Below are 15,471 nucleotides of genomic sequence, written 5' to 3'. Positions count from 1 at the left end.
TAAGCACTTCCAAAAAGGGGAAGTGTTTTTGATAATAAAGAAAAAGACGCTCTGACCGGGATACCGATCAAAGCGCCTTTGCTTTTACAGTCAGTATACACAGTTTTTTTCAGAAGTCAACCATAAAATCCTATTGACAATTCCATACGGACGCCATATAATCAAAGACAAATTTTTACAGCAGGTATGTGTTGCAGCACAACAGCAGGCAGCGCATCTGCCGGAGGCAATGGAATAATTGAAACGAATAGCGGCAATGGGGCCACATCCACGTTGGATTCCCATTGCCTTTTTTCTGTTTTTTACAGTGGCAAAATGTGAAAATTCCAGCTTCTTAAAAAATTGATTCGACTGCCGCAGGCAGAGAAAGGACTGACTATGACCAGCAGTACAGAAACTTTACCGGAACTTTTCGGAAGTATGGTGTTTAACGAAGAAACCATGAAACAGCGTCTTTCCAAGGCTACGTATCAGGCCTGGAAAAAATGTGTCACCGACGGCACGCAGCTGGATCTCGCGACCGCAAATGAAATTGCGGAGGGGATGAAGCAGTGGGCGATTGAAAAAGGCGCGACCCACTTTACCCACTGGTTCCAGCCGATGACCGGCGTAACAGCAGAGAAGCACGACAGCTTCATCAATCCTTCCGAAGGCGGGAAGATCGTTATGGAATTCTCCGGCAAAGAGCTGGTAAAAGGCGAGCCGGATGCTTCCTCGTTCCCTTCCGGCGGTCTGCGGGCCACCTTTGAGGCAAGAGGTTATACGGCATGGGATCCCACATCCTTTGCCTTTGTCAAAGACGATTCCTTATACATTCCCACAATTTTCTGCTCCTATTCCGGACAGGCACTGGATAAAAAGACACCGCTGTTAAAGTCCATGGATGAAGTATCCAGACAGGCAGTCAGAATCCTGCGGCTTTTCGGGGATACGGAGACAAAACGGGTCACCGCCCAGGTAGGTTCCGAACAGGAATACTTCCTGATTGACAAGAAACTGAGGGATCAGCGTGAGGATCTGCGGCTGACCGGCAGAACCCTGTTCGGAAACAAACCGCCGAGAGGACAGGAGCTGGAGGATCATTACTTCGGCCAGCTGAAGCCCCGGGTATCCGCATATATGAAAGATCTGGACAACGAGCTGTGGAAAGTCGGCGTGCTGTCCAAAACCAAACATAACGAAGTGGCACCGGCCCAGCACGAAATGGCGCCTGTCTACTGTGACGCCAACCAGGCAGCCGACCAGAACCAGCTGGCCATGGAACTGATGAAAAAGGTGGCAGACCGTCACGGCTTTGCCTGCCTGATTCATGAAAAGCCTTTTGCAGGTGTCAACGGTTCCGGCAAACATGACAACTGGTCCCTGGGAACCGATACCGGACGCAACCTGTTCAGCCCCGGTTCCACCCCCAGCCAGAATGCCCAGTTCCTGCTTTTCCTGGCCGCCTTTATCAAAGGTGTGGATGAATATCAGGAAGCATTGCGGAACACAGTGGCCAGCGCCGGCAACGATCACAGATTAGGCGCCCAGGAGGCACCGCCGGCCATCATTTCCATTTTCCTTGGGGACGAGCTGGAGGCAATTGTCCAGTCCATTATCAACGACAAGGAATTTAAGGAAAACGGCAAGCAGATGCTGGAGATCGGCATTGACATGCTGCCCGCCATCCGTCAGGATACGACAGACAGAAACCGGACCTCGCCGATGGCATTTACCGGCAACAAATTTGAGTTCCGTATGCTGGGATCTTCCCAGTCCATCTCCGGACCGAATATTGCCCTGAACACCATTATGGCACAGGAGCTGAAAGAGTTCGCGAATATTCTGGAAAAAACCGATGACTTCCAGAAAGAACTGCACACCCTGATCCGTGAGACCCTGATCAAACATCAGCGCATCATCTTCAACGGCAACGGCTATGACGACTCCTGGATTGAGGAAGCAGAAAAGCGGGGATTAAGCAACCTGAAGACAACGGCGGACGCAATCCCGCATTACATCGATCAGAAAAACATCGATCTGTATGTAAGCAACGGTATCTATACAAAAGAAGAAATCTTTGCCAGATACAACATCCACGTGGATACCTACTGCGCGCAGATTTCCATTGAAGCCCACACCATGGACGATATGATCCGCAGACAGATCCTTCCGGCAGTATCCGCCTATGCCGCAGAACTGTGCAGACGGATGGGAGATCTGAAAGCAGCGGAAGTGCCGGTGGTCTATGAAACAAAGACCTGCGAGAAACTGGCCGTTCTGACCGACGCGCTGCTGGATGCCACAGAGAAGCTGGAAAGCCACCTGGAGGCAGTACCGGAAGATAATGTGGTAGCCATGGACTACTATAAAGATGTTGTAATCGCGGACATGGTCAGCGCGAGAACTGCAGCGGACCAGCTGGAAGCAATTACCGATGAAAAATACTGGCCGTTCCCGGTATACAGCGATATGCTGTTTTCCGAGTAAGGCACAGGCTGCCGAACCGGCAGCGAAGGGCAGCAGGGTATGAGGGATCCATACCCTGCAGGGAAAAAACACAAGGAGAGTAACAGATGAACAACCCTATGATGAGAAGATCAGACAGCACAGCGTCCCGGGATGCGGAAAATATGGTATTCCGGGAGCATGATGCCTGCGGAATCGGCGCGGTGGTCAATATTGACGGCCGCCAGGATTACCAGGTGCTGGACGACGCGCTGTCGATCGTGGAAAAGCTGGAACACCGCGCCGGAAAAGACGCCAGTGGAAAAGTCGGAGACGGCGTAGGGATCCTGACACAGATCTCCCACAATTTCTTTGTCAAAGCAGCGGCAAAGGAAGGCATTCAGCTGGGAGAAGCGGGAGACTACGGAATCGGGATGTTTTTCTTCCCGCAGAATCAGTTAAAGCGGACTTTTTCCCGCAGAATGTTTGAAGTGATTGCCCGCAAGAACGGCCTGAAGGTCCTGGGCTTCCGCAAGGTTCCGGTACATCCGGAAATCCTAGGCGATATGGCCAGGGACTGCATGCCTTACATCGCGCAGTGCTTTATCGAGCGTCCGGAGCATGTGGCGCCGGGCTTCGAATTCGACCGGCTGCTGTATGTGCTGCGCCGGGAGTTTGAGCAGAGTTCGGAAGAGAAGCCGGATCCGGAACATACGGAAGGATACGGCTCCTATACCTATATCTGTTCCCTGTCTTCCAGAACCATTGTATACAAGGGAATGTTTCTGGTAAAACAGCTGCGGGAATTCTATGAAGACCTTCAGAGCAGGGACTATCATACAGCCATTGCGCTGGTACATTCCAGATTCTCCACCAATACCACCCCCAGCTGGGAACGGGCGCATCCCTATCGTTTTATCGCCCACAACGGAGAAATCAATACTATCCGCGGCAATGTGGACCGTATGCTGGCCCGGGAGGAGACCATGTCTTCCGAATTCTTAAAGAACAAGGACACCATGCTCAAAATCTTCCCGGTGGTGAACCGCAGCGGATCGGATTCCGGTATTCTGGACAACACCCTGGAATTCATGTATATGAACGGGATGGATCTGCCCCTGTCTGTCATGGTTACGATTCCGGAACCGTGGAAACACGACAGGGACATGCCTTCCGAGAAAAAAGATTTTTACCATTACTACGGCACCATGATGGAGCCCTGGGACGGTCCGGCGGCTGTGATTTTCACCGACGGCGATATCCTGGGCGCCACTCTGGACCGAAACGGTCTGCGTCCGTCCCGGTACTATATTACAGATGACAACCGTCTGATCCTTTCTTCCGAGGTAGGCGTGCTGGGACTGGACCCGAAACACGTCGTGGCAAAACAGCGGCTGCAGCCGGGACGGATCCTTCTGGTAGATACCAGGAAGGGACGGATTATTTCCGACGAGGAATGCAAAAAATATTATGCCGGCCGGCAGCCTTACGGCGAATGGCTGGACAGAGAGCTGCTGCATCTGTCGGCCCTTAAGATTCCGAACAAACGGATTCCCATGTATTCCAAGGAGCGCAGAGATCAGCTCTACAAAGCCTTCGGCTATTCTTATGAAGATGTGAAGAACATGATCCATCCCATGGCGGAAAACGGCACCGAACCCATTGTATCCATGGGACATGATGTGCCTCTGGCGGTTCTGTCGGAGAAACATCAGAGCCTTTTTGACTACTTTAAGCAGATGTTCGCGCAGGTGACAAATCCGCCCATTGATTCTCTCCGGGAGAAGATTGTGACGGATACGACGGTATATATCGGTTCTGACGGAAATCTTCTGGAAGAAAAAAGCAGCAACTGCCATGTGCTGGAAGTGAATAACCCGATCCTTACAGGCGTGGATCTGTTAAAAATCAAAGCGCTGGATCAGCCGGGATTCCGGGTCAGCGAGATTTCCATGCTGTATTACAAAAACACCTCCCTGGAGCGGGCGGTGGAGCAGCTGTCCATCAGTGTGGACCGCAGCGTGGCAAAAGGCGCGAATATTATTATCCTGACGGACCGGGGCGTGGATGAAAACCATCTGGCCATTCCGTCTCTGCTGGCAGTTTCTTCTGTTGAGCAGCATCTGGTACGCACAAAGAAGAGAACCCAGGTTTCCATTGTGCTGGAAAGCGCGGAACCCCGGGATGTGCATCAGTGTGCCTGCCTGCTGGGCTTCGGCGCCCGGGCAATCCACCCGTACCTGGCTCATGAATGCATTGCGGAACTGATTGATCAGGGAGTACTTGACAAGGATTATCATACGGCGATTGATGACTACAACAACGCCCTGCTGCAGGGGGTGGTTAAGATTGCGGCCAAGATGGGAATTTCCACGCTGCAGTCCTATCAGTCCGCGAGAATCTTCGAGGCCATCGGCATCCGTCAGGATGTGATTGACCGCTACTTTACCGGCACAGTCAGCCGTGTGGGCGGCATCGGCTTAGAGGAAATCGGCGAGGGCGTCATGTTCCGTCATGACCGGGCTTTTGATCCCCTGGGGCTGGGGCTGGATACCACACTGGACAGCATCGGCTTCCACAAGCTGAGAAGCGGGGAAAATAAAGAAGATCATCTGTACAACCCGGATACGATCATCGCGCTGCAGCAGGCCACCAGAAACAATGACTACAAACGGTTCTGCGAGTACACTGCTATGGTAGACAATGAACTTCCCCATACCCTGCGGGGACTGATGCAGTTTGATCCGAAGAAGAAACCGGTTCCCCTGGAAGAAGTGGAGCCGGTCAGCGAGATTGTCAAACGGTTTAAAACCGGCGCCATGAGCTACGGCTCTCTGTCCAAGGAAGCCCATGAGACGCTGGCGATTGCCATGAACCGTCTGGGCGGAAAATCCAATACCGGCGAAGGCGGAGAACTGACGGAACGGTTCGGCACGGAGAAAAATTCCAGAATCAAACAGGTGGCATCGGGACGCTTTGGCGTCACCAGCGCATACCTGATGAGCGCGGACGAGATTCAGATCAAGATGGCCCAGGGCGCAAAGCCGGGCGAAGGCGGACATCTGCCGGGGAAAAAGGTTTATCCGTGGGTAGCGCATACCCGTTTCTCCACACCGGGAGTATCCCTGATCTCCCCGCCGCCCCATCATGACATCTATTCCATCGAGGATCTGGCGCAGCTGATTTATGACCTGAAAAACGCCAACCGAAAGGCAAGAATATCCGTAAAACTGGTATCAGAAGCCGGGGTCGGCACCATTGCCTCCGGTGTAGCCAAGGCCGGTGCCCAGGTAATCCTGATCTCCGGATACGACGGCGGTACAGGAGCCGCGCCCATGTCATCCGTACACGGTGCAGGCCTTCCCTGGGAACTGGGACTGGCGGAAGCGCACCATACGCTGATGGAGAACGGGTTGCGGCAGCGCGTGATTCTGGAGACGGACGGCAAGCTGATGAGCGGCAGGGATGTGGCGATTGCAGCCCTTCTTGGCGCGGAGGAATTCGCCTTTGCCACAGCTCCGCTGGTAACCATGGGCTGTATGATGATGCGTGTCTGCAACCAGGATACCTGTCCGGTTGGTATCGCGACACAGAACGAAGTTCTGAGAAAACGCTTTACCGGCAAACCGGAATATGTGATGAATTTCATGACATTTATTGCCACACAGCTGCGGGAAATCATGGCTTCCCTGGGATTCCGCACCGTGGATGAGATGGTGGGCCGCAGCGACTGCCTGAAAGTGAAGGACCATCCCTTTACGACACGGGCACAGATGGTAGATCTGACCAGAATCCTTCAGTCGAAGACGGCATCCGAAAAAATGCAGCATTTTGACCCGAAACAAGTCTATGATTTCGGTCTCAGTACGACAATCGACGAAAAAGAGCTGCTGCCGCTTCTGGCGGACGGTCAGCCGAAAACATACCATACAAAGGTATCTTCCACCGACCGTTCCGTAGGAACGATTTTCGGTTCGGAAGTAACCAGATGCTACGGGGATACCCTGAAAGACGATACCTACCAGATTATTCTGGACGGCGGATGCGGACAGTCACTGGGCGCATTCCTGCCGAAGGGTGTGACGATTCATGTATACGGAGACGCCAACGATGGATTCGGCAAGGGCCTTTCCGGAGGAAAGCTGATCATTCAGCCGCCGAAGGGTTCTTCCTTTGCCCCGGAAAAGAATATCATTGTGGGAAATGTGGCGCTTTACGGAGCGACTGCAGGCAAAGTATTTATCAACGGCGTGGCCGGCGAGCGGTTCTGTGTCCGGAATTCCGGCGCGGTGGCAGTAGCGGAAGGCTGCGGCGACCATGGACTGGAGTATATGACCGGTGGACGCGCAGTGATCTTAGGCCCCACCGGCAAGAACTTTGCCGCCGGAATGAGCGGCGGTGTGGCTTATGTCCTGGATATGGATCACCGTCTGTACCGCCGTATGAATAAAGATATGGCGCCGGCGGATGAACTGACCGACAAATATGACATCGCTGAACTGAAGGATATTCTGAAAGAATATTATGAAGCAACCGGATCCAGACTGGCCGGCGACATCCTGAATGATTTTGAAACCTACCGGCCCCACTTCAAGAAGATTGTTCCGCTGGAATATCAGAAAGTGTTATCCGCCATCGGACGGTTTGAAGAGCAGGGCCTGTCTCATGACAATGCGGTAATGGAAGCATTTAACGAGATCACAGGCAAAACAGCGCAGGCATAGAACAATCAGGATTGGAGACAGAAATTATGGGAAAAGCAGGAGGATTCCTGGAGTACCGGCGGATGGACAACAGAACGGAAGCGGTACAGGATAGAATTACAGATTTTTCGGAATTCCATGACGCACTGAATGAGGAAAAACGCCGGCAGCAGGCTGCCCGCTGCATGGACTGCGGCGTGCCCCTGTGCCAGTCGGCACTGAAGCTGAAGGGGATGGTAACCGGCTGTCCGCTGCACAACCTGATTCCGGAATGGAATGACGCGGTTTACCGGGGACAGAATGAGCAGGCGCTGAGCCGTCTGCTCAAGACCAATAATTTTCCGGAATTTACCGGAAGGGTCTGCCCGGCACTCTGCGAAAAGGCATGCATCTGCGGAATGAATGATGATCCGGTGACCGTGCATGACAATGAGTTATTTATTATTGAAACCGCCTTTGCCAACGGGTCGATGAAACCCCGGATCCCGAAGATCCGAAGCGGCAAGCGGGTGGCTGTCGTAGGCGCCGGCCCGTCGGGCCTGGCAGCTGCGGATCAGCTGAACCACAGAGGACACAGTGTAACCGTCTTTGAACGGGAGGAAGAGATCGGCGGCCTGCTGATGTTCGGCATCCCGAATATGAAGCTGGACAAACAGTATATCCGGCGGAGACGGGAGCTGATGGAAGCAGAAGGCGTGGTTTTCCGCACAGGTGTGGATGTGGGCAATACCGTATCGGCCAAAGAGCTCACAGACAGCTTTGACGCAGTGATCCTGTGTACCGGAGCCAAAGAGCCCCGGCCCTTTGCGGCAAAGGGATATGAAGCAGGAATGGAAGGCGTGTACTACGCCGTGGATTTCCTGTCAGAAGTTACCCGCCAGGTCGTCCTGGGGCAGGGAAAGAGCAAAACCAATGTAAAATCGCTGGTAAAGGGCAAACATGTGATTGTCTTAGGCGGCGGCGACACAGGCAATGACTGTGTGGGAACGTCCATCCGCCTGGGATGCAAAAGTGTCCGTCAGCTGGAAATCATGCCGAAGCCGCCGGAAGAGCGCAGCGCGGATAATCCGTGGCCGGAATGGCCGAAAACCCTGAAAACGGATTACGGTCAGCAGGAAGCCATCCAGGTGTTCGGCAAAGACCCGAGAGAGTTTACCACCACGATCCGGGAAGTGAAAACCGTCAGAGGCAAGCTGAAATCAGCTGTCCTGGTGCAGACCGCTTTTGACAAAGGGAAACTGGTCGAAGTGGAAGGCACGGAAAAAGAAGTTCCCTGTGACCTGATTCTGGTTGCAGCCGGATTTGTGGGATGCCAGCCTTATACGGCAAAGGCATTCGGTACAAAATGCACCGGCCGGGGCACGGTGGAGACACAGCCGGATAGCTATATGACCAGTAAGCCGGGCGTGTTTACTGCAGGTGATATGCACCGGGGCCAGTCGCTGGTGGTATGGGCCATCAGTGAAGGAAGGGCCTGCGCGGTGGAGACAGACCGATACCTGATGGGGTATACGGACATGGACAAATAAAAAGAACAGACAGGATATGGCAAAGGCGCCGGAGAGATCGAGAAGATCTCCACGGCGCCTTTTCTATATAAAAAAAAGCAACTGAAAGGAGATTGTGTTATGACACTACAGGCATTGGCAACAGCTCTTGATTCGGGTTGGACCCTGTTGGGAGCAGCGCTGGTATTTTTCATGCAGGCCGGTTTTACACTGGTGGAAGCGGGGATGACCCGGGCGAAAAATACCGGTAACATTATTATGAAAAACCTTCTGGACTTTTGTATCGGTACACCGGCTTACTGGTTTATCGGATTTGGCATTATGTTTGGAACCAACCAGGTATGCAACGGTTTTATCGGAGGACTGAATCTGTTCTCACTGCATTCCGATGATTTCACCACCATGATTTTCCAGACAGTGTTCTGCGCGACGGCAGCCACCATCGTATCCGGCGCCATGGCAGAGCGGACAAACTTCGCGGCTTACTGTATTTACAGCGCCATTATTTCCCTGGTAGTATATCCGATTGAAGGCCACTGGATCTGGGGCGGCGGCTGGCTGGCACAGCTGGGCTTCCATGATTTCGCAGGTTCCACGGCAGTCCATATGGTCGGCGGTGTGGCAGCGTTTGTAGGCGCGGCAATCCTCGGTCCCAGAATCGGAAAATATACGAAAGACGGCAAGGCAAACGCCATTCCCGGACACAACCTGCTGCAGGCTGCCCTGGGTGTATTTATCCTCTGGTTCGCGTGGTTCGGATTCAACGGATGTTCCACAACCGCGCTAAGCGGCGGCGCATATCTGTCTGCGGCAAGAATCTTCTATACCACAAATATGGCAGCCGCAATCGCAACGATTACCGTATTGATCATCACCTGGATCCGCTATGGCAAACCGGATGTTTCCATGACATTAAACGGTACCCTGGCAGGCCTGGTAGGCGTAACTGCCGGCTGTGATACCGTCACACCGGTCGGCGCAGCGATTATCGGCATTGTCTGCGGATTTGTGGTAGTCTTCGGCATTGAATTTGTAGACCAGAAACTGAAGGTGGATGATCCGGTCGGCGCGGTAGGCGTGCATGGCTGCTGCGGCTGTGTCGGAACCATCCTGGTTGGTTTCCTGGCCTATTATGACTATGGCCTGGGAGAAAAAGCCGGCCTGGTATACGGCGGCGGTTTCCATGCGCTGGGACTGCAGCTTCTGGGTGTGGTATCTGTCATCGCCTGGGTAGCAGTGACCATGGTCATTGTATTTACGGTATTAAAGAAAACAGTAGGTCTGCGCTGCTCCGCAGAGGATGAAATCGAAGGACTGGACCGCAGTGAACACGGTCTGGAAAGCGCGTACGCAGACTTTGCCCTGACTTCCAGCATCAACAACTTCGGTTCCCATGCGGTTGCGGCTGCCGCTGAAATCGAGCGGGACAAAGCGCTGGCAGAAGGAAAGGTTCCGATGGATGAAGCGGTTCCGGTACAGTTGAGAACAGCAGATCCTTCCGTTTCGCTGGGCAGTGATGTAAGCATCACAAAGATTACGATTTACACCAGACAGAGCAAGTATGAGGCACTGAACCATGCCATGAGTGAAATCGGCATCAACGGCATGACCGTCACCAATGTATTAGGCTGCGGCGCCCAGGGCGGACGTACCACCAAATACCGTGGCGCGGAACTGAACATGAACCTGCTGCCGAAGATTCAGGTGGATATCGTTGTAAGCAAGATTTCCCCGCGTACTGTAATTGACGCGGCGAAGAAAGTCCTTTATACCGGACACATCGGGGATGGGAAAATCTTCGTATACAATGTGGAAAACGCAATTAAGATCAGCACAGGCGCAGAAGGCTATGACGCGCTGCAGGATTAAGGCTTTCATTTAAAGGAAAGCGAAAACAGAAGATGCATACAGCGGGCGCCCTCCGGACTGACGGAGCGGCGCCCGCTGTTCAGTCAGGGGAAACGAACAGGGCGGAGATCCTGCCTGGCAGCCGGAGGGAAAAGAACCACTTGACAATCCGAGGGGGCAAGCATATAATCTACAGCATGATTTGAAAAACCGCGGAAGGCGGATCAGGATTCAGGATATGCGAGGCAAGGACGTCTCAACTGCAGTGCGGCGGTAGAGAGGGGCTTTGTCTCTTTTTTTGTGAAGCGATCTGTACAGACAGGAAGGGGTCAGAGAATGATAAAATATGTATTTGTAACAGGCGGTGTCGTATCCGGACTCGGCAAGGGAATCACAGCCGCGTCGCTGGGACGTCTGCTGAAAGTCAGGGGATATCAGGTAACCATGCAGAAGTTTGATCCTTATCTGAATGTGGATCCCGGTACCATGAACCCGATCCAGCACGGCGAAGTGTTTGTCACAGACGACGGAACCGAGACCGATCTGGACCTGGGCCATTACGAACGTTTTATCGATGAGAATCTGGACCACAATTCCAACGTGACTTCCGGCAAGATCTACTGGTCCGTCCTGAATAAGGAGCGCCATGGAGATTACGGCGGAGGCACGGTACAGGTAATTCCCCATGTGACCAATGAGATCAAAAGCCGGTTTTATCAGGGCAGGGCAGGCGAGGACTGTGACGAAAAGACACAGGTTGCCATTATTGAAGTAGGCGGCACCGTGGGAGACATTGAATCCCAGCCGTTCTACGAAGCCATCCGCCAGTTTATGCAGGAAGCCGGCCCGGGAAACGCATGTATGATCCATGTCACCCTGATTCCGTATCTGCACGCGTCGGAAGAACTGAAGACCAAGCCCACCCAGACCAGCGTAAAAGAGATGCAGGGCATGGGCATCCAGCCGGATATTATCGTGTGCCGTACGGAACATGCGCTGAATGATGCCATTCGGGGCAAAATCGCCCTGTTCTGCAATGTGGCGCCGACGCATGTGCTGCAGAACATGAATGCGTCTTCGATCTACGAGGTGCCGCTGATGATGGAAGAGGAAAAACTGGCCCAGGCAGTCTGCGAGTGTCTGCGGATGCCCTGCCCGGAACCGGACCTGACAGAGTGGCAGAATCTGGTCCGCGCCCTGAAAGAACCGAAGAAAGCCGTGGAAATTGCCATGGTAGGAAAATACACCCAGCTGCATGACGCGTACCTGTCTGTAGTGGAAGCGCTGAATCACGGCGGCATTGAGAACCAGGTGAAAGTGCGGATCCGCTGGGTGGATTCGGAAGAAATGGAAAAGGGCACACCGGAAGATTATCTGAAGGGAATCGACGGAATGATCATTCCCGGAGGATTTGGCAACCGCGGCACAGAAGGAATGATCCAGGCGGCGGAATATGCCCGGATCAACCATATCCCGTTCTTGGGCATCTGCCTCGGCATGCAGATGGCCCTGGTGGAATATGCCAGAAATGTGGTGGGCTGGAAAGATGCCGGAAGCGCGGAGCTGGTACAGGAAACCACACATCCGGTGATCGATCTGATGCCGGAACAGAAGAATGTAACCGATCTGGGAGGCACCATGCGTCTGGGCGCCTATCCCTGTGTACTGAAAAAGGGCAGCCTCGCCCATAAGCTGTACGGTGAAGACCAGATTTCCGAGCGGCATCGCCATCGGTATGAGGTCAACAACGAATACCGGGACCGTCTTACAGAAGCGGGCCTGATCCTGTCCGGCATTTCACCGGACGGCAAGATTGTGGAAATGATCGAAGTGCCGGATGAACCGTTCTATATCGGAACCCAGGCACATCCGGAGTTCAAATCCAGACCGAACCACGCGCATCCGCTGTTCCGCGGCCTCGTGGCGGCAGCCTGTGCCTATTCGGAAGGCAGATAACAGGGGACCCGGACGAAAGGCCGGCCTCTGACCATACACCCGAAATTGACGGTATGTGAGGCATACGGGAGATTTTGGGTGTTTTTCTGTCTCAGGCGGTATACGAATTTTTACTTTTATGCTATTATAAGTAACGTTGTGAAAATGAACAGAAGAAACGATTGATTCTATGAGTGAGGTAAGTATGGCACTTTTAAAGGAATTGCTGGAAGAAACATATACGGTGGCAGACCTGAAAGAACTGGCAAAAAAGCTGGAACTGAAGGGTGTATCGAAATTAAAGAAAGCTGAGCTTGCGGAGGCAGTTGCCGAAGCGGCAGCTGAGGCAGATCTTACAGTCCTGACAGAAGAAGAGCGTGCGGTGTTCACACAGGCAGAAGATGTACAGCCGACGGGTACAGCCACCGGCACGGAGGAAGCAGGGGGAGCAGAACCGGCGGCAGAAGAAGCAGCGGGCAGCAGCCGGACAGCAGCTGCGGCGTCAGCGGACCAGGAACAGCCGGCAGTCGGCAGGAGTCTGCGCAGACCGGATCGCTTTACCAAAAGCTGGTCCGCCAAGACTGTATTAAAGACAAAGAAGATCTATCCCAATGATCCCTGTCCCTGCGGCAGCGGAAAAAAATACAAAAAATGCTGCGGCAGAGCAAAATAAATCTGCGATACGACAGAGAAAGAAAGCGCCGATGGCCCCACGCTTCTTAGGAAGCCTGGGTGCCGTCGGCGCTTTCTTTCTGAGATTCCGGCTGCACAGAGGACAGATAGGCTTTCAGCTGGTCATAGATCTGATTTTCTGTGGGCGGGCATCCTTCCACGCAGAAAGCAAAGCCCCGGGTACAGTTCCCCACGCCAAGCGTGCCGGTCTGTCCCCGGAATCCCTGGCCGATGCAGATTTTTTCCGTCAGGCGGGAGAAAAGCCCTTCTTCTTTCAGGCGGTCCAAGGCTGGAATCAGGTATCCGTAGCAGGCGCTGCAGGATTCCACTTCGGTCACCGCGTCTGCCAGTTCCACGACTTTGCGGGTATAAGGGAGTTCCTCCGGCCGGGAATCCCCCAGGGTGAGGATTTCGGCCCGGGTCAGATCCAGGGAACCGACCCCGAGTTCCGCGGCAAGGGTCAGATAGGGGACATCTTCCGGCCGGTAATGCAGCAGGTGGCAGACATAGGCATCGGTCAGCACCGGGTCAGCGGCGGCCATAATGCAGTCGCGGACCACCGGGTTGCCGCCGTCCTCGAAATCCAGGTCCCCGCAGATGTGGTCGACCACAAGAAAGTCCTGCCGGATGCCCGCAGACAGGTGGGCGATGGGATTGTGGAGCCCCAGGGCATGAAATCTTCTTTTCTCGGCATTGGGGATCAGGCCTTTCATGTTTTTTAAGGCACAGGTGATTTTGGTCTGGCAGTGTCCCTTCAGAACCGGTACGTTGATGATAAAATCCGCCTGACGGACACAGCTGCAGATCTTCAGTGTCATGCCGCCGCAGTCCGCGGAATAGAAGGTATCCTGCTGGGTATCCAGAAGTTCCACGCCGTACCGGCGGGCCAGGGCGTAATATCCGCAGCAGTCAAAAGCTTCCGGAGTACGGTCGCCCACCCAGGAGCCCTCGGCGATCCGCAGATGGGAAAATCCGTGGTCCTGGAGGTATTCGATGATTCCGGCGACGATTTCCGGGTGGGTGGTGCCTCCGGCGGAGGCCGGAACGGGGGATACCAGATTGGGCTTGATCAGGATCCGGCTGTTAGCGGAGGGAATCCGCGCAGCCAGGTCCGCAGCCTCCAGCAGGGTGCGGGTATTGCGTCTGTAGTCTGTTCCATAGATCTTTAAGATCTGTTCATTGGTCATGGGAATCTCCTGTCTGAGTCATTAGCGGATGGCCCGGCGCAGCTTGGCGGAATGGGCCCGGGGGTTTCGTCTGCATTCTTCCGCCGAAGGGCGGATGACCTCTTTGAATACTTCCGTGTACAGCCCCTGTTTTTTCTGTTCCCGGAAAACGTGCTTTACGAGACGGTCTTCCCCGGAATGGAAAGTAAGAATCGCGGCCCGTCCGCCGGGGGCAAGGGCTTCCGGCAGTTTGCGCAGCAGTTCGTAAAGAACTTCGTATTCCCGGTTTACGTCGATCCGTAACGCCTGGAAGGTGCGGGCGCAGGATTTTTTTACGGCTTCTTTCTGCTCCTGTTTCGGAAGAAAGGACAGGGCGTCCGCAATGATCCGCCGCAGGTCCGTGGTGGTCCGGATCTGCTGTCCGCTGCGACGTGCCCGCACAATGGCCCGGGCGATCTGGTCTGCGCAGGGTTCATCGGCATTTTCCGTCAGCATGCCGGAAATCTCCGCTTCGTCCATTTCCTGCAGACGCCGGGCGGCAGGCTGTCCGGCTTCCGGGTTCAGGCGCAGATCCAGCGGTCCGTCGGCCTTGTAGGAAAATCCCCGTGCTGGGTTATCGATCTGCATGGAGGAAACGCCGAGATCCGCCAGTAGGAAGTCAAAAGGGCCGTGGGACGCAGCCACCTGGTCGATGTTGGCGAAATTTGTCTGAATCAGGGTGAAGCGGTCAGGGCCGAAGCCTGCTGCGGCCAGACGGTCCCGGGTGCGCACCGATTCGATGGGATCCACATCCAGGCCGTAGAGGTGGCCGTTTTCTCCCAGTTTCTTTAACAGTTCCAGGGAATGGCCACCGTATCCCAGGGTGCAGTCCAGACCGGTCTGGCCGGGGCGGACATTCAGAAATTCCAGAATTTCATCCACACAGATCGGGATATGCATGCCTGCAGGGGTATTCCCCTTGGCGATGACGTGGGCGATGGTATCTCTGTATTTTTCCGGGTTTCGTTCTTTGTATTTTTCTTCAAAGCGTTTCGGGTATTTGCCGCTGTAATGCTGTCTTCGTTTATGTTCCAAAAGAAACTCCTCTCCGTAGGTATGTGCTGCCGCGGGCAGCCGTTTACTGTCATACTAGCGAAGACAGCTGCAGTTGTCAATTATCCGGAACTCCAGGAAAAACAAGGGAAAGGCTTCCGGTGTGGTATAATAACATAG

The 15,471-nt window shown here is 54.0% G+C and carries 8 protein-coding genes; 6 read left to right on the top strand and 2 right to left on the bottom strand.

Translation table 11 applies throughout. The features are described 5' to 3' along the window. Positions 1-378 precede the first annotated feature (378 nt). The 6 genes from CXIVA_RS01935 to CXIVA_RS01910 all read left to right on the top strand — a co-directional run bounded on the left by CXIVA_RS01935 (position 379) and on the right by CXIVA_RS01910 (position 13,094). Positions 379-2,469 carry a glutamine synthetase III gene (locus CXIVA_RS01935; RefSeq protein ID WP_013976328.1) on the top strand — a complete coding sequence of 697 codons (2,091 nt, stop codon included), beginning with the start codon at positions 379-381 and terminating at the stop codon, positions 2,467-2,469. A 101-nt stretch (positions 2,470-2,570) separates the two neighbouring features. Then, positions 2,571-7,151 carry a glutamate synthase large subunit gene (gene gltB, locus CXIVA_RS01930; protein ID WP_173363202.1) on the top strand — a complete coding sequence of 1,527 codons (4,581 nt, stop codon included), beginning with the start codon at positions 2,571-2,573 and terminating at the stop codon, positions 7,149-7,151. A gap of 26 nt (positions 7,152-7,177) precedes the next feature. Beyond that, a complete protein-coding gene (locus tag CXIVA_RS01925) occupies positions 7,178-8,659 on the top strand; it encodes a glutamate synthase subunit beta (RefSeq protein WP_013976326.1) in 1,482 nt (493 codons plus the stop codon). Positions 8,660-8,758: 99 nt separating this feature from the next. After that, entirely contained in the window at positions 8,759-10,507 is a 1,749-nt protein-coding gene (locus CXIVA_RS01920; RefSeq protein WP_013976325.1) for an ammonium transporter, read from the top strand. A 315-nt stretch (positions 10,508-10,822) separates the two neighbouring features. Further along, positions 10,823-12,442, top strand: coding sequence for a CTP synthase (locus CXIVA_RS01915; RefSeq protein WP_013976323.1), 1,620 nt, complete (start codon positions 10,823-10,825; stop codon positions 12,440-12,442). A 169-nt stretch (positions 12,443-12,611) separates the two neighbouring features. Then, positions 12,612-13,094 carry an SEC-C metal-binding domain-containing protein gene (locus CXIVA_RS01910; protein ID WP_013976322.1) on the top strand — a complete coding sequence of 161 codons (483 nt, stop codon included), beginning with the start codon at positions 12,612-12,614 and terminating at the stop codon, positions 13,092-13,094. Between the two features lie 46 nt (positions 13,095-13,140). Here the strand turns inward: CXIVA_RS01910 and CXIVA_RS01905 are convergent, their stop codons facing one another. Beyond that, positions 13,141-14,280 (bottom strand): DUF362 domain-containing protein, encoded by a 1,140-nt coding sequence (locus tag CXIVA_RS01905; RefSeq protein ID WP_013976321.1) that lies wholly within the window; start codon positions 14,278-14,280, stop codon positions 13,141-13,143. 21 nt (positions 14,281-14,301) lie between these two features. Beyond that, entirely contained in the window at positions 14,302-15,333 is a 1,032-nt protein-coding gene (gene rsmH / locus CXIVA_RS01900; RefSeq protein WP_013976320.1) for a 16S rRNA (cytosine(1402)-N(4))-methyltransferase RsmH, read from the bottom strand. Between the last annotated feature and the right edge of the window lie 138 nt (positions 15,334-15,471).

Source organism: Clostridium sp. SY8519 (genome assembly GCF_000270305.1).
GTDB lineage: Bacteria > Bacillota > Clostridia > Lachnospirales > Lachnospiraceae > SY8519.
Note: the sequence above shows the minus strand (reverse complement) of the source record. Positions and strands in the feature narration are given on the sequence as shown.